At 46.5% G+C, this 22,590-nt stretch carries 23 protein-coding genes; 17 read left to right on the top strand and 6 right to left on the bottom strand.

Going from position 1 to position 22,590, the window contains the following annotated elements; translation table 11 throughout:
• Positions 1-95 (top strand): cold shock domain-containing protein (locus ACIGBN_RS15910; protein WP_396666560.1); only part of this gene is annotated, 95 nt, incomplete at its 5' end.
• Positions 96-262: 167 nt separating this feature from the next.
• On the opposite strand, the gene ACIGBN_RS15905 is transcribed toward ACIGBN_RS15910, so the two are convergent.
• Both ACIGBN_RS15905 and ACIGBN_RS15900 read right to left on the bottom strand, forming a co-directional pair.
• On the bottom strand, positions 263-415 hold the full coding sequence (locus ACIGBN_RS15905; RefSeq protein ID WP_396666529.1) for a zinc-binding dehydrogenase: 153 nt from the start codon (positions 413-415) through the stop codon (positions 263-265).
• 56 nt (positions 416-471) lie between these two features.
• Positions 472-861, bottom strand: coding sequence for a TetR/AcrR family transcriptional regulator (locus ACIGBN_RS15900; protein ID WP_396666527.1), 390 nt, complete (start codon positions 859-861; stop codon positions 472-474).
• A gap of 180 nt (positions 862-1,041) precedes the next feature.
• Between ACIGBN_RS15900 and smrA the strand changes: the two genes are divergently transcribed.
• The 4 genes from smrA to ACIGBN_RS15880 all read left to right on the top strand — a co-directional run bounded on the left by smrA (position 1,042) and on the right by ACIGBN_RS15880 (position 6,597).
• Complete coding sequence (gene smrA, locus ACIGBN_RS15895; protein ID WP_133004482.1) at positions 1,042-1,623, top strand: DNA endonuclease SmrA; 582 nt, start codon at positions 1,042-1,044, stop codon at positions 1,621-1,623.
• A 151-nt stretch (positions 1,624-1,774) separates the two neighbouring features.
• A complete protein-coding gene (locus ACIGBN_RS15890) occupies positions 1,775-4,696 on the top strand; it encodes an insulinase family protein (protein WP_396666525.1) in 2,922 nt (973 codons plus the stop codon).
• A gap of 36 nt (positions 4,697-4,732) precedes the next feature.
• Positions 4,733-5,839, top strand: coding sequence for a 1-acyl-sn-glycerol-3-phosphate acyltransferase (locus ACIGBN_RS15885; protein WP_133004480.1), 1,107 nt, complete (start codon positions 4,733-4,735; stop codon positions 5,837-5,839).
• Positions 5,840-5,856: 17 nt separating this feature from the next.
• A complete protein-coding gene (locus ACIGBN_RS15880; RefSeq protein WP_243712076.1) occupies positions 5,857-6,597 on the top strand; it encodes a 1-acyl-sn-glycerol-3-phosphate acyltransferase in 741 nt (246 codons plus the stop codon).
• A gap of 124 nt (positions 6,598-6,721) precedes the next feature.
• Here ACIGBN_RS15880 and fabB read toward each other — a convergent pair whose 3' ends face one another.
• Together fabB and fabA are read right to left on the bottom strand one after the other, a co-directional pair.
• The gene (gene fabB / locus ACIGBN_RS15875; RefSeq protein WP_133004479.1) at positions 6,722-7,936 is read right to left on the bottom strand and encodes a beta-ketoacyl-ACP synthase I; all 1,215 of its coding nucleotides are present in this window, start codon (positions 7,934-7,936) and stop codon (positions 6,722-6,724) included.
• A 25-nt stretch (positions 7,937-7,961) separates the two neighbouring features.
• A complete protein-coding gene (gene fabA / locus ACIGBN_RS15870) occupies positions 7,962-8,477 on the bottom strand; it encodes a 3-hydroxyacyl-[acyl-carrier-protein] dehydratase FabA (protein ID WP_133004478.1) in 516 nt (171 codons plus the stop codon).
• 279 nt (positions 8,478-8,756) lie between these two features.
• On the opposite strand from fabA, the gene ACIGBN_RS15865 reads away from it, so the two are divergent.
• Positions 8,757-9,677 carry an alpha/beta fold hydrolase gene (locus ACIGBN_RS15865; protein WP_396666522.1) on the top strand — a complete coding sequence of 307 codons (921 nt, stop codon included), beginning with the start codon at positions 8,757-8,759 and terminating at the stop codon, positions 9,675-9,677.
• 37 nt (positions 9,678-9,714) lie between these two features.
• Here the strand turns inward: ACIGBN_RS15865 and ispB are convergent, their stop codons facing one another.
• Entirely contained in the window at positions 9,715-10,695 is a 981-nt protein-coding gene (gene ispB, locus ACIGBN_RS15860) for an octaprenyl diphosphate synthase (RefSeq protein ID WP_133004477.1), read from the bottom strand.
• 281 nt (positions 10,696-10,976) lie between these two features.
• Here ispB and rplU point away from each other — a divergent pair, with 281 nt between their 5' ends.
• The 5 genes from rplU to ACIGBN_RS15835 all read left to right on the top strand — a co-directional run bounded on the left by rplU (position 10,977) and on the right by ACIGBN_RS15835 (position 14,425).
• The gene (gene rplU, locus ACIGBN_RS15855) at positions 10,977-11,285 is read left to right on the top strand and encodes a 50S ribosomal protein L21 (RefSeq protein WP_133004476.1); all 309 of its coding nucleotides are present in this window, start codon (positions 10,977-10,979) and stop codon (positions 11,283-11,285) included.
• Between the two features lie 32 nt (positions 11,286-11,317).
• Positions 11,318-11,575, top strand: coding sequence for a 50S ribosomal protein L27 (gene rpmA, locus ACIGBN_RS15850; protein WP_133004475.1), 258 nt, complete (start codon positions 11,318-11,320; stop codon positions 11,573-11,575).
• A gap of 107 nt (positions 11,576-11,682) precedes the next feature.
• Positions 11,683-12,873: an Obg family GTPase CgtA gene (cgtA, locus tag ACIGBN_RS15845; RefSeq protein WP_133004474.1), complete on the top strand. Its 1,191-nt coding sequence runs from the start codon at positions 11,683-11,685 to the stop codon at positions 12,871-12,873.
• A gap of 24 nt (positions 12,874-12,897) precedes the next feature.
• Positions 12,898-14,022 (top strand): glutamate 5-kinase, encoded by a 1,125-nt coding sequence (gene proB / locus ACIGBN_RS15840; protein WP_133004473.1) that lies wholly within the window; start codon positions 12,898-12,900, stop codon positions 14,020-14,022.
• Between the two features lie 40 nt (positions 14,023-14,062).
• Complete coding sequence (locus tag ACIGBN_RS15835) at positions 14,063-14,425, top strand: diacylglycerol kinase (RefSeq protein WP_133004472.1); 363 nt, start codon at positions 14,063-14,065, stop codon at positions 14,423-14,425.
• Positions 14,426-14,487: 62 nt separating this feature from the next.
• Here the strand turns inward: ACIGBN_RS15835 and rpsT are convergent, their stop codons facing one another.
• Positions 14,488-14,751: a 30S ribosomal protein S20 gene (rpsT, locus tag ACIGBN_RS15830; RefSeq protein WP_115898992.1), complete on the bottom strand. Its 264-nt coding sequence runs from the start codon at positions 14,749-14,751 to the stop codon at positions 14,488-14,490.
• A 228-nt stretch (positions 14,752-14,979) separates the two neighbouring features.
• Here rpsT and murJ point away from each other — a divergent pair, with 228 nt between their 5' ends.
• From murJ to ispH, 6 genes are all read left to right on the top strand, one after another.
• Complete coding sequence (gene murJ, locus ACIGBN_RS15825; protein WP_396666558.1) at positions 14,980-16,548, top strand: murein biosynthesis integral membrane protein MurJ; 1,569 nt, start codon at positions 14,980-14,982, stop codon at positions 16,546-16,548.
• A gap of 131 nt (positions 16,549-16,679) precedes the next feature.
• Positions 16,680-17,603, top strand: a complete 924-nt coding sequence (gene ribF / locus ACIGBN_RS15820) for a bifunctional riboflavin kinase/FAD synthetase (protein ID WP_133004471.1) — start codon at positions 16,680-16,682, stop codon at positions 17,601-17,603.
• A gap of 39 nt (positions 17,604-17,642) precedes the next feature.
• On the top strand, positions 17,643-20,465 hold the full coding sequence (gene ileS / locus ACIGBN_RS15815; RefSeq protein ID WP_396666517.1) for an isoleucine--tRNA ligase: 2,823 nt from the start codon (positions 17,643-17,645) through the stop codon (positions 20,463-20,465).
• Positions 20,465-20,971, top strand: a complete 507-nt coding sequence (lspA, locus tag ACIGBN_RS15810) for a signal peptidase II (protein ID WP_133004469.1) — start codon at positions 20,465-20,467, stop codon at positions 20,969-20,971. The genes ileS and lspA overlap by 1 nt, the downstream gene beginning before the upstream one ends.
• Positions 20,968-21,399, top strand: coding sequence for a peptidylprolyl isomerase (locus tag ACIGBN_RS15805; RefSeq protein ID WP_133004468.1), 432 nt, complete (start codon positions 20,968-20,970; stop codon positions 21,397-21,399). Before lspA ends, ACIGBN_RS15805 begins: the two co-directional genes overlap by 4 nt.
• Positions 21,396-22,346, top strand: a complete 951-nt coding sequence (gene ispH, locus ACIGBN_RS15800; RefSeq protein WP_133004467.1) for a 4-hydroxy-3-methylbut-2-enyl diphosphate reductase — start codon at positions 21,396-21,398, stop codon at positions 22,344-22,346. Before ACIGBN_RS15805 ends, ispH begins: the two co-directional genes overlap by 4 nt.
• Positions 22,347-22,590: the final 244 nt, after the last annotated feature.

The raw sequence follows: 22,590 nt of genomic DNA, 5'->3' as shown, positions 1-22,590 counted from the left end.
ATGGCTTTAAAACATTGGCCGAAGGTCAACGTGTTGAATTTAAAGTGACACAAGGCCAAAAAGGCCCACAAGCAGAAAATATTGTTTGTATCTAAACGTCTAAACAGCGGGCTTTTTTAGTCCACTGGTTAATGTTAGTTTGAAATGAGGATCTGTTTATTGTCGGTGTCGCGCTGTCGAGCTTACTTTGGACTCCTTGTTAAAAAGCCTTGCTAAATTTAGCAGGGCTTTTTTGTTTTTAAGGGGTAATAAAGATGCTTCTTTAATCCTTTATTATCTTTAGTACAATTTTTCCTAGAAGGTGTTTTTTCTGAAACGCTTCTTGCGCTTGAACGATTTCTTTTAGCGGATAAGTTTGTGCCACCAATGGTTGAATCTTCCCTTCTTCTGGGTAGTGAATTAAGTTCTGAAACACGTTCGGTGCTAAGACAGTGCAACCAAATAAACTCAGGTCTTTTAAGTACAAGGTTCTTACATCCAGTTCGACAAATGCTCTGCCAATCGCGCCAGATACTGCATAACGACCGCTTGGTTTATCAGCTTGTTATCGTGGAAAGCAGCAATCGCGTTCATCGACAAGCAGCCGTGAGGGGCGTTGTTGCTCATCCAGGTTTCAAGGCGCTGAAAGAGAGTCGACAGGGCGTGTTCGCCACTCGTTGATAGGTCACTATCAAGGTAAGCAAGATAGCGCTGATGACGATATTCTAATACGGCAACAACCATGGCTTCTTTCGAAGGGTAATGTTTATACAGGGTGCGCAGACTGACATGACAGGCTGTTTTTAGTTTGTCCACATTTGGCTCGGCAAAGCCATATTGGCTAAAAGCGAGCTCAAGGTTGGCGGCGATTTTCTGCTTCAAAGCGTGCTCCCTATTGGGGTAGAGTGTTTGCTCTACCTTTGTCAGTGTTCTGCTGCGAATCTATGGGCAATTTTGTTTACAGCGGAGCGATATCTGGGGCACATTTATCGGTATACTTAGCGCTTTTTAGCATCTAGTCATGCGTCCAAAAGGTGCATAACACAAGAAGAGGTTGAAACAGTGAACGATGACGATGAGGCATCTTTGTTTGCTCAAGAAGTAGCGGGCATTCAGCCTTTAGCAAAAAGCGAAGTCTACCTTGGCAAGAAAGGGGCGCCGGTGGATTTCCAAGCACGTAAACGTGCGGCCATTATGGCAAAGGAAGCCGACAGTAATCACTTGTCGCATGACTATGTTGAAAAGGTCGATCCAAACGATGTTTTGGAGTACAAGCGTTCAGGGGTGCAGGATGGCGTGTTTAAACGTCTACGCCAAGGAAAATACGGCATCGAGTCTCGTTTAGACCTACATCAGAGAACCGTAGCTCAAGCCCGGGAGCTTGTTTACCAGTTTGTTGAAGACTGCATGCGTAACGATATTCGGGTGGCTATTATTGTGCATGGTAAAGGCGATCGAACACCAAATCCAGATAGCCAAGCGATGATCAAAAGTTATATCAACAAGTGGTTACGTGATTTAGACAGTGTCATGGCCTTCCATACAGCGCAGCGTTACCATGGCGGCTTAGGCGCTGTGTATGTGCTTTTTAAAAAAAGTGAAAAAGCACGTCTCGAAAATTGGGAAAAAGCGCAGAAACGCTAAATGTTCACACAACCAAGACAAAACCATAACGGTTTGTTCGTGCAGTAAAAGTCACAAATTTGTTATAATTTCGCCACTTTGCAACCTTGAGTTCCATTGGGCTGCCCCAAAACATTCCAATCACCGTATTCTAATTCACTAGAGGTAGAGAATGACTAATAGCACCGCACATCATCCTGCGTTTACTTTTCTTCGCAGCGAATTTATCGATGCTCTAAACGTTACCGTTCAAGAGTTCGAGCATACAGTTACAGGCGCTAAACATTTTCATATCGCATCAGAGAATGATGAAAACGTTTTCTTGGTCGGATTGAAAACCGTACCAACCGATTCTTGTGGTGTTGCGCACATTTTAGAGCACACCGTATTGTGTGGTTCCGAGCGTTTTCCTGTTCGTGACCCTTTCTTTATGATGATTCGCCGTTCTTTGAATACCTTCATGAACGCCTTTACGTCATCTGACTGGACGGCGTACCCATTTGCCAGCAAGAACAAAAAAGATTTCCATAATCTTCTTGATGTTTATTTGGACGCTGTGTTTTTCTCTCGCTTGGATGAATTGGACTTTTCCCAAGAAGGTCATCGCCTTGAGTTTGCTGAGCCAACTAACCCTGAGTCAGAATTAACGTACAAGGGCGTGGTCTTCAATGAAATGAAGGGAGCAATGAGCTCGACCACATCGGTACTTTGGCAAACACTGACCAAATACCTGTTCCCAAATAACACTTACCATTTTAATTCCGGTGGTGAGCCGAGTGACATTCCAGACCTTTCTTATCAAGATTTGTTGGCTTTCTACCGCACGCATTACCACCCATCTAATGCGGTCTTTATGACGTTTGGTGACATTCCTGCGCAAACACTGCAAGCGGAATTTGAAGAAAAAGTATTGAGTCGTTTTGAGCGCCTAGCAACACAAGTCAGTGTGCCAAATGCCAAACGTTACTTTTCTCCGGTGCGTGTTGAAGAGGGCTATGCGGCCGACGAAGTCAAAGAAGACGGTAGTCATGTGGTTGTCGGTTGGTTATTGGGCGAAAGTATTGATCTTGGCCAGCAGTTTGAAGCCGAGTTGTTGTCGAGCGTGTTATTGGATAACAGCGCATCGCCATTGCGACGAGTACTGGAAAGTAGCGAACTAGGTCGTGCGCCGTCGCCTTTGTGTGGCCTTGAAGACAGCAATAAAGAAATGAGCTTCATGTGTGGTCTAGAAGGCGTGAAGCGTGAGAATACAGCGCAAGTTGAAGCATTAATTTTATCGACTCTTGAAGACATCGCTAACAACGGCATTCCACAAGACATGGTCGATGCCATGTTGCACCAATTGGAGTTAAGCCAGCGTGAGGTCGGTGGCGGTAGTTACCCATACGGACTGCAATTGATTTTAGCCGGTCTCTCAACGGCAGTGCATTCTGGTGATGTGATTGCGCAATTGGATTTGGATCCGGTTATCGAAAGCATGCGTGTGAAGGTGCAAGATAAGGACTACATCCCGAACTTAATTAACACCTTATTGCTGTCTAATGCTCACCGCGTGACGATTACATTGAGCCCTGACGATGCCTTAGAGATGCGCCGTAATCAGTCAGAAAAAGACCGCTTAAGCAAAATTAAAGCGGCGCTGTCCGATGACGAAAAAGCCAACATCATTGCTCGCAGCGAAGCCTTGAAAGAACGTCAGTCGCAAATAGATGACATGAGCATCTTGCCAAAAGTGGGTCTTGAAGATGTGCCGGCGCGCTTGCCAGAATACGAGCACCATCAGCAAGCGGGTGAGCTGCCTATTACTTTTTATCCACAGGGCACCAATGGCTTGGTGTATCAGCAGTTGGTGATTACTTTGCCTGAGCTGGATGAAGAAGAAAAAAGCCATTTGCCTTTGTTCTCTTCATTGATCACCGAGTTGGGTGTTGGCGAGCAAGATTACCTTGCTATCCAAGAGCGCCAAGCTCAAGTATGTGGTGGTTTGGGTGCGTCGAACTCGATCCGCGCCAGTATTCAAGACCGCCAGAATGTGAGTGCGTATTTTGTGCTGTCTACCAAGGCGTTGGTGCCGAATGTGGCGGCAATGAGCGAATTGCTTAAAGACACCATGTTGAATGTTCGTTTTGACGAAATCAGCCGTGTGAAAGAGCTGGTGGCACAACGCCGTTCGCGTCGTGAGCAGTCTATTACAGGTCAAGGTCATTCACTTGCCATGACCGCTGCCGCGAGTGGTATTTCAGGTTTGTCTGCTCAGCAAGAGCAATGGGGTGGCATGACAGGGATTCGCAGTGCGATTGCCTTGGATGACGCGATGAAGGCGGATGATACGGCAGTAGAAGAGCTCTTTGCAGTGTTCTCTCGTTTACACGCCAAATTGCTCGCCGCGCCTAAGCAAATGTTGCTGGTGGCTGAGCCTCAGCACGAGACCAGTATTCTAGAATCTGTACAGCCTGTGTTTGCGGATCTGCCGAATGGCGCGTCAACAAGCACGTTTGTTTTGCCAGCAGTGGATCATAAGGTCAATACGGCATGGCTAACGGCGACCCAAGTAAGCTTCTGTAGTAAAGCCTTTAAAACCGTTTCAGGTGAGCACCCTGATGTGGCGGCCTTAACGGTATTAGGTGGCTTCTTACGCAATGGCTTTTTGCACCGTACGATTCGTGAGCAAGGTGGTGCTTACGGTGGCGGCGCGAGCTTCGATGGCACCAATGGTGCTTTCCGCTTTTACTCTTACCGCGATCCTCGTTTAACAGAAACCTTGGCGGATTTTGATGCCTCCATTGAGTGGATGTTAAATGAAGATCATACGGAGGACGCGCTAGAAGAGGCCATATTGGGTGTTATTGGGTCGATGGATAAGCCAGGATCACCTGCTGGCGAAGCGCAAAGTGACTTTTATGTTCAGTTGCATGGGCGTTCTCTTGCTTATCGCGAAGCATTTCGAGCACGTATTTTGGCGGTGACAATAGAGCAGCTAAAAGCGGTAACGAAAGCCTACTTGAACAAAGAAAATGAAAACGTGGCCGTGGTGACTTCAACCTCTAAGCGGGCAGAATTGGAAGCGTTAGGCTTCGATATTCAAACTTTATAATAAAAAACGAGACAGTTTTTACTAGCGGAAAATTAAATGGATCAGTTTCATGATATACGCCCTTACAACGACGACGAAGTCGTTGGGGTGTTGCACAACCTGGTAGACACGCCAGATTTTATTAACACTATTGTCGGCTTTCGTTTTGCCGGCTGGCCTAAATTATTGCACGCGCCTTTGGCACTTGCCGTCAAGTTTGCGCTGAAGCGTCAGGTGGCAGGCATTAACAATGTGCATGATTTTCAAATGCGTGTTGCGGGCTACATGGATCGTATGATCAAAACAACGACCTCTGATGTAGAGTATCGTGGTATTGAAAAGCTCGACAAAGGGGTAGGGTACTTATTCCTATCCAATCACAGGGACATAGCGATGGACCCTGCGTTTGTAAATTATGGTTTGTATTTAGCTGGCCTGAACACGGTGCGTATCGCCATTGGTGATAACTTGTTACGACGTCCATTTGTGTCTGATCTGATGCGTTTAAACAAGAGTTTTATTGTTAAGCGCTCAGTCAATGGTATTCGTGAAATGATGGCCGCTTTTGGGCAACTATCAAGCTACATCACCCACTCCTTGACGAAAGACCAATGCAATATCTGGATCGCTCAGAAAGAAGGGCGAGCAAAAGATGGGGTGGATCAAACCGACCCTGCGTTGATCAAAATGTTGTACATGAGTCAGAAGAAAGAGAAAGTGAGCTTTGCCGAAGCCATGGCAAACTTGAAGATTGTCCCTGTCTCGATTTCTTATGAATACGATCCATGTGCGTTTGATAAAGCACAGGAACTGCATGAAAAGTCGACCACTGGCAATTATGAAAAGTCAGAGTTTGAAGACATAGATAGCATCAAAAATGGCATAGTTGGGCAAAAAGGCAAAGTCGTGGTGACGTTTGGCGATGTACTCAAAGAAGGCATTGATACCCCTGAAGCTTTGGTCGCAGAAGTGGACCGCCAGATCATTACCAACTACGCCATTCAAACGAGTAACGAAGCTGCACTCGCTATTCAGCAGGGTAAACCGTCCACCGACAGTGCGTTTGCTACGTATCTAGAAAGTTGCCCACAGGCGTTGCGTGATACGGTGGTCGCTATGTACGCGAACCCGCTAAAGCAGCAACAAAAATATCTAAGTGAATAGAAATTGAGGTAGCGATTGTGCGTTTAGGAATCTTGTTAAGGTCGTGGATCGGCTCAACCATTTTCTTTGTTTATTACATGTTGTCTACGGTCTTTTTTGGCGTGCTTGCTCCTTTTGCAACCGTGTTATTGCCAAAAGACTATCGTCAACCAGTACTTAACCAACATAACAAAGGCTTGTTGTTTGTGTTTCGAGTGCTGTGCGGCGTGAAAGTTGAAATCATTGGGCGCGAGCACATTAATAAAAATCGGCCAGTCGTGCTGGTGGCGAATCACCAGAGTGAGTGGGAAACCTATGTGCTGCAAGTTTTGATGGCACCTGTTTCAACCGTGCTTAAAAAAGAGCTGTTGTCGGTTCCCTTCTTTGGCTGGGGGTTGCGAATGGTACAGCCTATTGCCATTGACCGCTCTAAGCGAACCAATGCGCTGAAACAAATTATGAGTCAGGGGAAAGAGCGTCTAGAAGATGGACGATCAGTGCTGATCTTCCCGGAAGGAACCCGAACTAAGCCAACAGAAACAAAAGACTTTAATAAGGGTGCTGCCATGTTAGCGACATCCGCTAAAGCACCGATTTTGCCTGTGGTTCATAACGCGGGATACGCTTGGCCGAGTAAGAGTTTTTTCAAGTTTCCAGGCTCTATTCGTCTTGTGATCGGACCGGTTATTGAGTCTGAAGGTAAGAAAACGTCTGAGCTGCACAATGAAATGGAGCAGTGGATGCGAGCGGAAATGGCAAAGTTGCCTAACGGTAAATAGTCCATTAGGAAAAAAGACTAAGCGCCTTATCTTTATGTTGTTTGTCGATGGGGTGTATTAGAAATAAAAAAGCCGCATTTATAATGCGGCTTTTTTTTGACACTGAACTGAGTCGTCAGTCAGATTATGCGTCGTATTTTTTGAATACTAGGCTGGCGTTAGTACCACCAAAACCAAAACTGTTAGACATGATCAAGTTCAAATCTACATTGTCTTGGCGAGTTGTCACAACTGGAATGTTACCGGCAGCTTCATCTAGCTCATCAATGTTTGCAGACGCTGTGATGAATTTGTTTTCCATCATTAGCAAGCAGTAGATAGCTTCATGAACACCGGCCGCACCCAAAGAGTGACCAGACAGTGATTTTGTTGAGCTGATAGATGGGATCTTGTCACCAAATGTCTCATTCACTGCTTGCAGTTCTTTCATGTCACCAGCGGGTGTACTTGTACCGTGAGTGTTGATGTAATCAATCTCACCATCGATGGTGCTCATGGCCATTTGCATACAACGTTTTGCGCCTTCACCAGAAGGAGCAACCATGTCGTAGCCATCAGATGTTGCACCGTAACCGACTAACTCAGCATAGATTTTCGCGCCACGAGCTTTAGCGTGTTCTAGTTCTTCAATGACTAGAATACCGCCGCCGCCAGCGATAACGAAACCATCACGGTTTGAATCGTAAGCACGAGAGGCTTTTTCTGGTGTTTCATTGTACTTAGAAGACAATGCGCCCATGGCATCAAACATACACGTTTGCGCCCAGCTTTCTTCTTCGCCACCACCGGCAAACACAACGTCTTGTTTGCCTAGCTGGATAAGTTCCATGGCATTACCAATACAGTGCGCACTGGTTGAACAAGCAGAAGTGATTGAATAGTTAACACCTTTGATTTTGAATGGCGTTGCCAAACAAGCAGAAACGGTGCTGCCCATAGTTTGAGTAACGCGGTATGGACCCACGCGCTTCACGCCTTTCTCACGTAGAGTGTCAGCGGATTCTACTAGGTTTTGTGCGGATGCACCGCCAGAACCAGCAATCAAACCAGTGCGAATATTAGAAACTTGCTCTTCTGTTAAGCCCGCATCTTCAATAGCTTGTTGCATAGAAACATACGCATACGTTGCCGCGTCGCCCATAAAACGGCGAACCTTGCGGTCAATGCTAGATGAATCTAAGTCGATGCGACCACAAACGTGGCTACGAAAGCCGTGTTCTTTGTAATCTTCAGCGAAACGAATACCAGAACGGCCCTCGCGCAAGGAGTTTAAAACGCTCTCTTTGTCATTGCCTAGGCAGCTGACAATGCCAAGACCTGTTACTACTACACGACGCATAAATGTGCCTCTTTATTCTTAGTCTTTAGAAGTTTTCTGTTGATGAGAATAAACCGACACGTAAGTCTTGTGCGGTATAAATTTCTCGACCATCAACGGATACGCTTCCGTCTGCAATTCCCATGATCAACTTACGCTCAATAACGCGCTTAAGATGAATATGAAAGGTAACTTTTTTTGCAGTCGGAAGGATTTGACCTGTGAATTTCACTTCACCAGAACCCAATGCGCGACCGCGACCTTTGTTGCCTTTCCAGCCAAGGAAAAAGCCAACAAGTTGCCACATAGCGTCCAAACCTAAACAACCAGGCATTACTGGATCACCAGGGAAGTGGCATTTGAAAAACCAAAGGTCTGGGTGAATATCAAGCTCAGCTATGATTTCACCTTTACCGTATTTACCACCTTCGGTAGAGATACGAGTGATTCGATCCATCATCAGCATATTCCCAACTGGAAGTTGAGCATTGCCTGGGCCAAACATTTCGCCGTGGCCGCATTGTAATAGTTCGTCTTTTTCAAACGAGGAAGCTGTAGTCATTATAATCCTATTTCCACATTCAGCAGATAACTCGACTTGGTTACGCTGAGTTGTGTGGTTCAGTTAGCAGTATAAAATCCACCGGATTATAGCGTCTCAAGGACGTAATATGAACGTTTGAGTAGAAAAAAACCAACAAGACTTCGTAAAAGTCGGTTATTTACTGATCTTGGGCCGTGATTTTAGGGAGAATCTGGTGCTAGCAAGAGAAACAGAGCTGGTTTACTCTATTCTGCTGACACACATTAGAACGCTCCAACGGTAAGGTGGTACATAAGGTTGTCTAGGTTATTGCACGGAAATGAATGGCTAGATGCTTGGCGCCACGAATTTGTGGATGGCTATACAGTTGGGTATGTAGGGCCTGTTCGTGATGAGCGCCCTAATTTGCATTTTTTACATGGCAATGGCTTTGCTGTGCAAACCTATCGTCAGTTTCTGAGCGCACTGGGTGAAGACTACAATTTGATTCTACAAGAAGCGGCGGGTCATGGTCGATCGTCTGCAGGTCGCCGATTTGTTGGTTGGAATGCCACCGCAGAACGATTCTCTGCCAGTTTGAAGCCGCGAATGGCGTCGTTACCAAAGCAGAAAATGATGGGGGTAGGGCACAGCTTTGGCGGTTGTATGACGCTCTTAATGGGAGCTCAAGATCCCGCCTTGTTCGACCGGTTGGTATTGTTAGACCCTGCGTTATTTCCACCACGATTGTTGTGGTTGTTGCGAGCAGTGACCTTTTTGGGATTGAAAAACCATGTGCCGTTAGCAAAACAGGCGAAACGCCGCCGCGTGAAGTGGGAAAGCATCGATCAGGTAAAAGCAAATTTCACCGGAAGAGGCACGTTTAAAGGTTGGCATCCGTCTTGTTTAGAGGATTATATAGAGCACTCAATTCGCCAAGACAAAGCATCACGAGAGTATCACTTAGCTTGCCCTTCATGGATGGAGGCCGCCGTTTTTGCCAGCTATCCGAAAGGACTTTGGAAAGCCATTCGTTCGATTTCTGTGCCGACTTATATTGTGCAGGGGAAAGAGACGTTTTCGTATTTTAAAGAAGCCTATCAGCTCGCCGCGCGCATTAACCCTAATATACAAGTAATAGAAGTGGAGGGTGGTCATTGCTTTATGCAGCAATACCCTGAGCAGAGTGCGAAGAAAGTGAGAGGGATATTGAAGCAAGAAATAAAACCTCGGACATGATGAGGTCTTATTTCTTGTGAGTCGCTAAGCAGCGCGTTTAGCTTTTGCGTTTCACTGCTGTGTTGGCTAATGCAATAAGCGCTTGCTTGTATTCAGACTCGGGCAAAATGGCAATAGACTGGATTGCTAAGTCGGCTTGCTGTTGTGCTTGTTGCTGGGTGAATTCAATGGCGCCACAGGCTTGTACATCGGCAATAATGGCATCAAGGTTTTCGAGGCCGCCAGTCAAAATGGCTTGTCTAACGCGATCTACGGCGTCTTGGCTGCCATTTTTCATTGTGTAGATTAGTGGCAGAGTCGGTTTGCCTTCGGCTAAGTCATCACCCACGCTCTTACCCATTTCTTCGGCGGTGCTGGTGTAATCCATCACATCGTCGATCAATTGAAATGCGGTACCAACGTACATGCCGTAATCTTGGAGCGCCGTTTGATGCGCTTTATCTGCATCAGCAATAACCGCACCGCAAAGCGCCGCACCTTCAAACAATTTGGCCGTTTTGTATTGAATAACTTTTAGGTAACTTTCTTCCGTGGTATCTGGGTCGCCGCAATTGATCAGCTGTTGGACTTCGCCTTCAGCAATGATGTTGGTGGTTTCCGCCAGAATCGCCATGCAATCCATGCTGTTAATGCTGACCATCAATTGAAATGCACGTGTGTATAAAAAGTCACCGACAAGAACGCTGGGCGCGTTGCCCCATTCTTCATTGGCGGTTTTTTTACCACGGCGCATATCAGATTCATCCACCACATCATCATGCAACAGCGTAGAGGTGTGGATAAACTCAATAATGGTCGCCATTTTAATGGCTTTTTCTAATTTGTCAGGGTCCAAATCGGCGCTTGCGCGAGCGGCAAGAAGTACTAACAATGGACGCAATCGTTTGCCGCCATTACTAATAATATAGTAACCAATTTGTTCTATTAGAGGTATGTCACTGCTGAGCTGTGACATAATGTAGTCGTTCACTTGACCAAACTCGTTGGTCACAACATCATGGATTTGTGTGGATTGCATGCATTTTCCGAAGCTAATAAGTCCCAAGCTGAACAGCAAGTGCGCACCATGCTAGGTAAGCGCTGTGCTGCGGTCAACCCAAAACATGAAAAATATACAATAGATTGCCTTTTCTCTTGTTTTGACTGGTGTGATTTTGTACAATCTCGCGTCCGATTTACCCACGTTTTGCTCCCTATCATATGGTAAGTGAGTTTTTATCGTGATCGATAAAGATTTGGTGCCACTAGAAGTAGGTCAAACTCAATTCAGTAGCCGGGTAAATCTCATTGGAGAAGAACATGTTCGCAGTAATTAAAACTGGCGGTAAGCAATACCGTGTACAAGAAGGCCAAACCCTTAAGGTTGAGAAATTAGCTATCGAAGAAGGTGGCGTTGTGCAATTCGACGACGTTCTTCTAGTTAGCAATGGCGACGACGTTAAAATTGGCGCTCCTGTTGTAGAAGGCATCAAGGTAACAGCTGAAGTTGTTACTCATGGCCGCGGAGACAAAGTGAAAATTTTGAAATTCCGTCGTCGTAAGCACTCTATGAAGCGTATGGGTCATCGTCAGTGGTTCACGGAAGTGAAAATAACTGGCATTAAATAAGCCCTAACTAAACTAATTTTAAGGAGTAAGTCATGGCTCATAAGAAAGCGGGTGGTAGTACTAATAACGGTCGCGACTCCGAATCGAAACGATTAGGTGTCAAACGTTTTGGTGGTCAAGTTGTGATCCCAGGTAACATTCTTGTTCGTCAGCGTGGTACTCAGTTCCACCCTGGTGCAGGTGTTAAGATTGGTAAAGATCACACTTTGTTTGCTGTTGCAGAAGGCCAAGTGAAATTTGAAGTTAAAGGTAAGTTTAAGCGTCGCACAGTTTCTGTTGTTGCTGCTTAATCTCTGCTAAAAACTCAAAAAGAGCTCCGCGACGCGGGGCTTTTTTTTTGGAAAAATTCTATAATCAGTTTCTGTTGATTCTGATAAAGCACCTAAGAGGTGAATCTGTGAAATTCGTTGATGAAGCCAGTATCTATGTAAGAGCGGGTAAAGGCGGAAATGGTTGTTTAAGCTTTTGGCGTGAAAAATTCGTGGCGAAAGGTGGTCCTGATGGTGGTGATGGCGGCAACGGCGGCAGTGTAGTGCTGGTCGCTGATGAGTCATTGAACACTTTGATTGACTTTCGCTTTACCAAAAAATACATCGCAGAAAGCGGTGAAGGCGGCCAAGGCCGTGACATGACGGGTTCAAAAGGCCCAGATCTTGAGATCATAGTACCAGTAGGGACCACAGTGATCGACGAAGACACAGGAGAAACCTTAGGGGATCTTGTGAAAGTCGGTCAGAAGCTAAAAGTGGCTCAAGGCGGTCACCATGGTTTGGGTAATACCCGTTTCAAATCCAGTACTAACCGTGCCCCTCGTCAAACGACAAAAGGAACGGTAGGGGAAGAGCGTACGCTTAAGTTGGAAATGAAGGTATTGGCCGATGTGGGCTTGCTAGGCTTGCCGAATGCAGGTAAATCGACCTTTATTCGCTCCGTGTCTTCTGCAAAACCAAAAGTGGCGGATTACCCGTTTACAACGCTAGTGCCCAATCTGGGTGTGGTAAAAGTTAAGAAACACCAGAGCTTTGTGGTTGCCGATATTCCGGGAATCATCGAAGGCGCTTCTGAAGGCGCGGGCCTGGGTATTCGTTTCTTGAAGCACTTGGTGCGTAACCGTATCTTGTTGCACATAGTCGATTTGGCGCCTTGGGATGAAATCACCCCTGCAGAAGCGGCTGTTATTGCGGTTAATGAACTTCATCAGTTTAGTCCAGCATTGGCTCAGCGTGATCGTTGGTTGGTATTGAATAAGACGGATATGGTGCCAGCAGAAGAGTTGGAAGAGCGCTGTCAAAGCGTGATCGATGCACTAGGCTGGGAAGGCAAGGCGTATCGTATTTCTGCCATCTCTGGTGAAGGTACAGAAGTCTTGTGTCTTGACCTTATGACAGCGCTTGAAGAGCAGCGTGAATTGTTGGCAAACAGTGAAGAAGCGCGTGAGAAAGAGCAGGCTATGCGTGCCTTGATCGACGAAGAAGGTCGTAATCGAATTCTGTCGTTGCGTGAAAAACGTCGTAAAGCAGGTCAATTGCTGGATGATGAAGACTTTGACGATGAAGATTATGATGTGGACGTAGAATACGTTCGTTAATTGGATGAGAAAATAAGCAGTATCATGGATATTCGAGAGAGAGTTGCTAATGCGCACCGTGTCGTAGTGAAGATCGGCAGTGCGTTGCTGACGAATGATGGTCAAGGGCTTGATGTGGCCCGTATTGGCCTCTGGGTTGCACAGATAGCAGAGTTAAGGGCGCAGGGCAAAGAAGTTGTCTTGGTGTCTTCAGGCTCTATTGCGGCTGGTATGAAGCGGCTCGGCTTCTCTTCTCGACCGACACAAGTAAACGAGCTTCAGGCTGCAGCTGCTGTTGGGCAGATGGAGTTGGTTGGTGTTTATGAGTCTCATTTTGAACGCCACGGTTTGTGTACCGCACAGATATTGCTTACTCATGATGATTTATCGAACCGCCGACGCTATTTGAACGCGCGCTCCTCGTTGCGAACGCTGCTTAATCTTGGGGTTGTACCCATAGTTAACGAAAATGACACGGTTGTAACCGATGAAATTCGCTTTGGTGACAATGACACCCTAGGCGCGTTAGTGGCGAACTTAGTTGAGGCGGATGTGTTGATCATTTTGACGGATCAGCTTGGCTTGTTCGATAAAAACCCACGTGATCACAAAGACGCTGTGTTATTGCCGTATGTTTCTGCTTCAGATAGTCGCCTAGAAGCCATGGCGAGTGGTGGCGCGGGTGCGTTGGGCAGTGGTGGTATGCTGACAAAAATCCGTGCAGCACGTTTGGCTGCTCGATCCGGTGCGGATACCTTGATCGCCTCTGGTCGTGAGGAGAATGTCATTGTCAGAGTCTCGTTGGGTGAGCCTATTGGTACTTGGCTAGAACCTGATCATAGTCGACAAGCTGCGCGTAAATTATGGCTGGCAGGTCATCTTAAGAGTCGCGGTTCTCTGGTGCTGGATGCCGGGGCGGTGAAGGCGCTTCGTAAAGCAGGAACCAGCTTGTTAGCGGTGGGGGTAAAAGACGCCGAAGGGTCTTTCTCTCGTGGCGATATGGTGTTGTGTGTCGATGAGCAAGGTGTTGTTGTCGCTCGTGGATTGGCCAATTACAGCGTTGCAGAGACGTTAAAATTACTCGGTCGCTCTTCTTCTGAAATAGGGGCGATTTTGGGGTATCAGGGTGAACCTGAATTAGTGCATCGCGATAATTTGGTGATTGTTTAATTGGCTGAGTAATTATTTAACTGTTAGTTGGGAGAATGTAATGGCAAAGCCGGGGCAGTCTGGTTTGGCGCGAGTATTGAGTGCGTCTCGTTATTCTTATCAAGGTCTTAAGGCGCAATGGAAACACGAAGCGGCTTTTCGCCAAGAAGTGTGTTTGTTTATTATCGCTCTTCCTTTTGCACTTTGGTTAGGGGATACAGCATTAGAGAAAGCGGTGCTGATCTTTTCAGTTGGTATGGTATTGATTGTTGAAACGCTGAATTCAAGTGTTGAAGCTGTGGTGGATAGAATCAGTGATGAGCATCACGAGTTATCTGGTCGAGCCAAAGATTTAGGGTCGGCGGCGGTTATGTTGACGCTATTGTTGGCCGTTGTGGTATGGGGTGTTGTGCTGATTGGCTAATGAGAGTTGGGCAAGAAAATAAAGTATAAAAAAACCGGCATAAGCCGGTTTTTTTATAGGTATTAGGCCAGTGCTTTGATTTTAGCACTCAAGCGGCTCTTATGACGAGCTGCTTTGTTTTTGTGATATAGGCCTTTATCAGCTGCTTTGTCTAGCTTAGATGTAGCTAGAACGTAAGCTGCTTGTGCATCAGCTTGATTACCTGCTTCGATGGCTGCATCTACTTTTTTCAAGTATGTGCGAACCATAGAGCGCAGGCTACCATTATGAGCGCGACGTTTGATCGCCTGGCGCGCACGTTTTTTTGAACCGGCGGAATTTGCCACAGTCTGGCTCCTTTCGTTTATATTAGGAAACGGCACAGCACTGTGCTGCGTCGTGAAATCAATGTCAAGTATGACTTCATAATCTCGCGGCGGATTTTACCAGTTTTTGAGCATGCCACAACCCCATTATACAAATAATCACCAAATCTACTGGCTTATTTCCCTAACTTGTTGTGGATTCAGGTGGTATTCTTGCTCCAATTTGTTGGAATGGTTAACAAAATTGCTATGTCGGAAAATAATATCACCCCGAAAAAAACATCGAAAAATAACTCATTATTGCGATCAGGTGTTTTGGTGTCCGTGTGCACTTTCTTGTCCCGTATCTTGGGGTTGGCTCGAGATTCGGCATTAGCGTATGTGCTGGGGGCAAGCGCAGGTGCGGATGCGTTTTATGTGGCGTTTAAAATCCCCAATTTTTTCCGTCGTTTATTTGCTGAAGGGGCGTTTGCTCAGGCGTTTGTTCCTGTGTTGAGCGACTATCGAGTGAACGAGACGAAAGAAGAGGTTCGCGCTCTTATTTCCGCAGTGTCTGGCTCCTTGGCGTTAGTACTGCTGTTGATTACCGCGTTGTTTATGGTGTGCGCTCCGTGGGTGGTGTATCTCTTTGCGCCTGGGTTTGCAGCAGACGGCGAGCAGGCACGGTTAGCGTCTGAGCTGCTAACCATTACTTTTCCGTATTTGCTGTTTATTTCACTTACGGCATTGGCGGGTGGCATTCTCAATGCCCATGGCGAATACGCAGTGCCAGCCATTACGCCCATTTTTCTCAACATTAGCTTATTGGTTGCTACCTTGGTGTTTGCGCGCAATGCCTTGGAAGCAGAAACTGCCGTGGCATGGGGGGTCTTTTTTGCAGGGCTGGTTCAATTGCTCTTCCAAATGCCCTTTCTGGCGCGCCTCAAATTACTGCCGATGCCGTCTCTTCAGTTTCGTCACCCAGGTGTGAAGCGCATTTTGATCTTGATTGGTCCGGCGTTGTTTGGGGTCTCGGTCGGGCAAATCAATTTGCTCTTAGACACTGTGTTGGCGTCGTTTCTGCAAACGGGCAGTATTACGTGGCTGTATTTGTCTGATCGTTTGTATGAATTGCCGCTGGGGATTTTTGCGATTGCGATTAGTACCGTGATTTTGCCTTCTTTGTCGCGCAGTTTTGCAGGCAAAGACCCGAAAGCATTTTCGGATACATTGGATTGGTCGCTGCGAATTTTATTGTTGATCGCAGTACCGTCGGCATTGGCATTGTTTATGTTGGCTGAGCCATTGATTGCGACCATCTTTTATCGGGGTGAGTTGACCGTGCATGATGTGACGAAAGCCGCGCAGAGTTTACAGGCGTATTCTTTAGGACTGATCTTTATGATGCTCATTAAGGTGCTGGCGCCTGGGTATTACGCTCGCCAAGATACGCGCACACCAGTGCGAATAGGGATTATCGCGATGGTGGCCAACATGGTGTTTAATCTGATTTTAGTGTGGCCTTTGGGTCATGTTGGATTGGCCTTGGCGACCAGTTTGTCGGCGGCGTTAAATGCATTTTTGTTGTGGCGCGGGTTGCGAAATCAGGGTCATCATCAGTTTTCTCATCATTGGAAATTGATAACGAGGGTGTTAATCGCGGCAACGGCGGCCTTGGCGGTGTGGATCTATTTCTTTCTGCAACAAGGTATGGTGTGGACGCAAATGACTGATCTGCATCGCGTTGGTGAGGTGCTTCTTGTGGTTGTGGTTGGTGTGACTGTCTACGTAGGTGCTGCGGTACTGGTGGGGTTGCGACCGTCTTCTTTCAAACACTAGATTCGTTTCATGGCGTCATCGATGCTTCTTGCTGAGGTTGTGCTAGTTCTGGCCTACCTTCAGGTGGTGATCTGCTATATAATCTCGGTTATTTTTTCGGCACTGGGTGGGATAGTCTTGAACGAGGTACTATGGAGTTAATTCGCGGTATTCATAATATCCGTTCAAAGCATAAAGAATGTGTGCTGACGATAGGGAATTTCGACGGCGTTCATCGTGGCCATCATGCCATCTTGAACCGCGTCAAAGCGCTGGCGGAACATTATCAAGTGCCGGCAGGCATTATGATTTTTGAACCTCAGCCAAGGGAGTTTTTTACGCCCGATAAAGCGCCAGGTCGTATTAGTCGACTGCGTGATAAAGTGCACTTCTTGAAAGGGCAGGGCATTGATTATGTGTTGTGCTTGCCGTTCAACCCTAAGCTTCAGCAATTGGATGCGAAGGCTTTTTGCCAGCAGATTCTATTTCAAGGATTGTCCGTTCGTCATTTGGTGGTAGGAGACGATTTTCGTTTTGGCTGTGATCGCCAAGGGGATTTCGATTACCTTAAACAATTTGGTGAGAGTCATGGCTTTGATGTGGAAAATACCCCATCGGTATTGAACGAGGCCGGTGAGCGTATTAGCAGTACCTTGGTGCGCCAAGCATTGGAAACCGGTGATATTGACGCCGCCCAAGAAAACATGGGCCATCCGGTCATTTTGGGCGGGCGAGTCATCGGTGGTCAGAAGCTGGGTCGCACATTGGGCTTTCCTACGGCTAACGTTCATTTAAAAGGGACTCAGCCTGCGTTGTCAGGTGTGTATGCGGTGCAACTTGACGTTGCAGGCGTAACGCACAATGGTGTGGCTAATATTGGTGTGAGACCAACCGTACAAGGCAAGACGCCGATATTAGAAGTGCACCTTTTTGATTTTAATGGTGATCTGTACGACAAATATGTTCAGGTAACCTTCTGTCGCTTTATCAGGGCAGAGCGAAAAATGGCCAGCTTAGATGCGCTGGAAAAACAAATTCAATGTGATAAAGAAGAAGCAATACTCTTTTTTGCCTAATCAGTGAACTGATGATCTTTGAGGATAAATCGATAAACCATGAGTGATTATAAACCGACGCTTAATTTGCCAAAGACAGACTTCCCTATGCGTGGAGACTTGGCAAAACGTGAACCTGCAATGCTGAAGCAATGGCAGGATATGGATCTATACAACAAAGTACGCGAAGTCAGTAAAGGCCGTAAATCTTTTATTCTTCATGACGGCCCTCCGTACGCAAATGGCAGTATTCACATTGGTCACGCGGTTAACAAAATCCTCAAAGATATTATTGTTAAATCAAAAACCGTCAGTGGTTTTGATGCGCCTTACATTCCAGGTTGGGATTGTCACGGCTTGCCGATTGAGCACAAAGTAGAACAGTTGATAGGCAAAGCGGGTACCAAAGTATCGTACAAAGAATTCCGTGCCAAATGTCGCGAATACGCTTACACGCAAATCGAACAACAGAAAAAAGATTTTATCCGTTTGGGCGTAATGGGCGATTGGGAAAACCCATACCTTACGATGAACTTCCAAACCGAAGCGAACATTGTTCGTGCCTTGGGTAAGATTGCTGAAAACGGCCACCTCGTTAAAGGCTTTAAGCCAGTTTACTGGAGTGTGGTGGGTGGTTCTGCCTTGGCTGAAGCCGAAGTGGAATACCAAGATAAAACGTCATTGTCATTGGATGTGCGCTACGCGCCTCAAGATGAAGCGGCGTTGTTGGCAAAATTCTCTGATGTAGAAGGCGAAGGCAAAGTATCGGTTGTTATCTGGACAACGACGCCTTGGACCTTGCCTGCTAGCCAAGCGGTTTCTGTTCACCCTGAGTTTAACTATGCCCTTGTTGAAGTGGACATGGGCTTGGGTAAAGAGCGCTTAATCGTTGCTGAAGACATGGTTGAAGGTTTGATGGTGCGCTACGGTGTGTCTGATTTCCGTATTGTGGGTCGTACTATCGGTGCGGATCTACAAGGCACTGTCTTGAATCACCCATTCTTGGAACGTGATATCCCCGTTATTCTTGGCGAGCACGTGACCACCGAAGCCGGTACAGGTTGTGTGCATACCGCACCAGACCATGGTGTAGACGATTTCAACGTCGGCCGTGAAAATGGCATTGGTACCATTAACCTAGTACAAGACAATGGCGTGTATTCAGATGCCGCTGGTGAATTTGCTGGCTTGCATGTTTATAAAGTAGATGGCGCAGTGCTTGAAGCATTAAACCGAAACAACGCCTTGGTTTTCGAATCGAAAATTTTCCACAGCTACCCTCATTGCTGGCGTACTAAAACACCATTGATCTTCCGCGCGACACCACAGTGGTTTATCAGCATGACCAAAGAAGGTTTGTTGGATGCGGCCAAACACGCAGTTGAAGGTGTGAAGTGGGTGCCAAGCTGGGGACAAAATCGCATGGAAGGGATGTTGAATAACAGCCCTGATTGGTGTGTGTCTCGTCAACGTACTTGGGGTGTTCCGATTGCTTTGTTTATCAACAAAGAAACGCAAGAATTGCACCCAGAAACACCACGTTTGATTGAAGAAGTTGCCAAACGTATCGAGCAAGAAGGCATTGATGCTTGGTTCGAAATGGACGCAGAAACCCTATTGGGTGATGAAGCGGCAAAATACAGCAAGGTGACTGACACGCTAGACGTATGGTTTGACTCTGGGGTAACGCATTACTCTGTCATCGATCAGCGTGACGAATTAAGTTTCCCGGCCGATTTGTATTTGGAAGGTTCTGATCAGCACCGTGGTTGGTTCCAATCGTCGTTGAAAACGTCCATCGCGATTCGCGGTGTGCCTCCGTACAAGCAAGTGCTTACCCATGGCTTTACAGTGGATGGCGACGGTCGCAAGATGTCGAAATCATTGGGTAACGTATTGTCACCTCAAAAAGTGATGGATACCTTAGGAGCGGACATCATTCGTTTGTGGGTAGCGGCAACCGATTACACCACTGAAATGACTGTTTCTGATGAGATTCTGAAGCGTGTTGCAGATTCATACCGTCGTATTCGTAATACCGCGCGCTTTATGTTGTCTAACTTAAGTGGCTTCAATCCAGCAACGGATGTTGTTGCAAGCAAAGACATGTTGGCCTTGGATCGCTGGATTGTAGATCGTGCCGCTTTGTTGCAAACAGAGTTGGATACGGCTTACAACGAATACCAATTCCACACAGTTAATCAGAAAATCCAAAACTTCTGTTCTGTGGATCTAGGTGGTTTTTACCTAGATATCATCAAAGACCGTCAGTATACGACTCAGCCAAACAGCTTGGCTCGTCGCTCTGCGCAGACGGCCTTGTACCATATCATGGAGGCCTTCACTCGCTGGATTTCGCCAATCTTGAGCTTTACCGCGGATGAGTTGTGGCACGCTATGCCAGGTGACCGAGTTGAGTCTGTCTTCTTAGAAACATGGTACGAAGGATTAGAAACGTTGTCTGGTGATGAGCCAATGGGACGTGAATTCTGGAAGCACGTGCTGGAAGCTAAAGTCGCTACTAACAAGGTATTAGAAGCCGCACGCAGCGAAGGCAAGATGAAGGCCAGCCTAAGTGCAGAAATCACCTTGTATTGCGATGAGGCATTGCAAGCGACATTGAGTCGTCTTGATGATGAGTTACGCTTTGTGCTGATTTCTTCTGATGTAAAAGTATTGCCATTGGCGCAAGCGGGTGATGATGCCGTAGCAACAGATCTTGATGGGCTAAAAGTTGTGGTAGCGTTAAGCAGCAATGAGAAATGTGTTCGCTGCTGGCACCACCGTCCAGAAGTTGGTCAGCGTGCCGAACACCCAGAATTGTGTGATCGTTGTATTTCCAATTTACCAGATGGAGAAGGTGAACAACGCCTTTACGCCTAATGACCATTCGTTTTGTATGGCAACAAGTCCAGCGCTGGTGGGCGCTGGCACTTGTTATATTTGCAGTAGACTGGCTGACTAAGCAATGCATTGAAGCAAGCATTGCTTATGGTCAGACTGTCCCTGTTCTTCCCTTCTTTGATTTAACGCTGCGTTATAACACGGGGGCTGCTTTTAGCTTCTTAGCAAATGCAGGCGGCTGGCAGCGTTGGTTCTTCTCCTTTATCGCATTAGCTGTCGTAATCGGCATTAGTTGGCGCTTGGTTAAAGTGGCCGCTACGAATCGTTGGGAAGCCTTGTCACTGAGCCTCATATTAGGCGGTGCAGTTGGCAATTTATATGATCGATTGGTTTATGGTCACGTTGTCGATTTTCTAGAGTTTCATTGGCAACAGTCTTGGTATTTTCCTGCTTTTAATGTGGCGGACAGTGCCATCACCATTGGTGTTATTTTGATGTTGTTAGAAAGTGTGCTGGCAAAGCCACAGAAAGGCCCGAAAGAATGAATGTAATTACCACGAATAGTCAGGTGACTTTGCACTTTGAGTTGTCTTTAGAAGATGGCCAAATAGTCGACTCTAATTTCTCTCATGAGCCCGCTCGGTTTGTGTTCGGCGATGGCAACTTACTGCCTGCTTTTGAAGAAGTATTGCTGGGCATGAGCGTGGGCCAAGAAGGTCGTTTTGAAATGTCGCCAGAGCAAGCCTTTGGTGCGCGAAATGAAAGCAATATTCAGCGTATGCCGCGTTCTCAATTCTCGATGGATATAGAAGAGGGCATGGTGGTGTCGTTTGCTGATGCCAGCAAAAACGAATTGCCAGGCGTGATCGCAGAGATCAGTGACAATGAAGTGCTGGTGGATTTTAATCACCCCTTGTCTGGTCGCACCTTAACTTACCGAGTACAAATTGTAGCGGTAGAGGAGGCAGCATGAGTTTTGCTATTCAGTTAGCCAATCCTCGTGGTTTTTGTGCTGGTGTAGATAGAGCCATTGATATTGTAAATCGTTGTTTGGATTTGTTTGAAGCGCCTATCTTCGTTCGCCATGAAGTGGTTCATAACAAGTTTGTTGTTGAGTCCCTTAAAGCGCGTGGCGCTGTCTTTGTTAACGAGTTAGACGAAGTGCCGGATGACAATATTGTCATCTTTAGTGCGCACGGTGTGTCTAAAGCGGTTCGTGATGAAGCCGAAAAACGCGGTCTTAAAGTGTTTGATGCTACCTGCCCGTTAGTGACTAAAGTTCATCTAGAAGTGCTTCGTTATTCTCGCGATGGTGCTGAGTGTATTTTGATTGGTCATGATGGTCACCCTGAAGTAGAAGGGACCATGGGGCAGTATGATAACAAGCAAGGTGGTGCTATTTACCTTGTGGAAAACCCTGATGATGTGGCCAAGCTAAAAGTAGAAAACCCAGACAAACTCGCTTTTGTCACGCAAACAACACTTTCTATGGATGACACCTCTGTCGTGATTGATGCCTTACGTCATCACTTCCCTAATATTACAGGGCCGAAGAAAGACGACATTTGTTACGCAACCCAAAATCGTCAAGACGCAGTGAAGACGTTAGCGAAAGAGTCAGAGCTGGTATTGGTCGTTGGCTCAGTCAATAGCTCGAACTCAAACCGCCTTCGAGAACTGGCGGAGAGAATGGGAGCGAAAGCGCATTTAATTGATAATGCGAGCGAGATACAAAGTGACTGGTTGGCTGGTGTTCGTAGCGTGGGCGTCACCGCGGGTGCCTCGGCGCCTGAAATCTTGATAAACGAAGTAATTGATCGTCTTATTCAAGAAGGTGGTAATTCACCAGAGGAGCTTAAAGGGAGAGAAGAGAATGTTTCTTTCTCTATGCCTAAAGAGCTTCGAATCGTTGAATTATAGGTGCTTTCATTTTTATTATAAAAAAATGAATCTTTTATTAAAAAGTACTTGCGCTAAAATTTTCACGATGTATTATACGCACCCACTGACACGGACAACGACGCAAACAAGAGTTTGCAGCTTAGCTTGCTAAGTAAGTCGACCGACACGTCAGACGCTCTTTAAAATAGATAATCAGATAATTTGTGTGGGCGCTCGCTGGAGTCTTCAGAAGATCATCGCCGTTCGGTTTACCGGAAGGTAG

Source organism: Marinomonas sp. NPDC078689, assembly GCF_044542435.1.
In the GTDB taxonomy this organism is placed as follows: Bacteria; Pseudomonadota; Gammaproteobacteria; order Pseudomonadales; family Marinomonadaceae; genus Marinomonas; species Marinomonas arenicola.
This window is presented reverse-complemented; position numbering and strand designations above follow the sequence as displayed.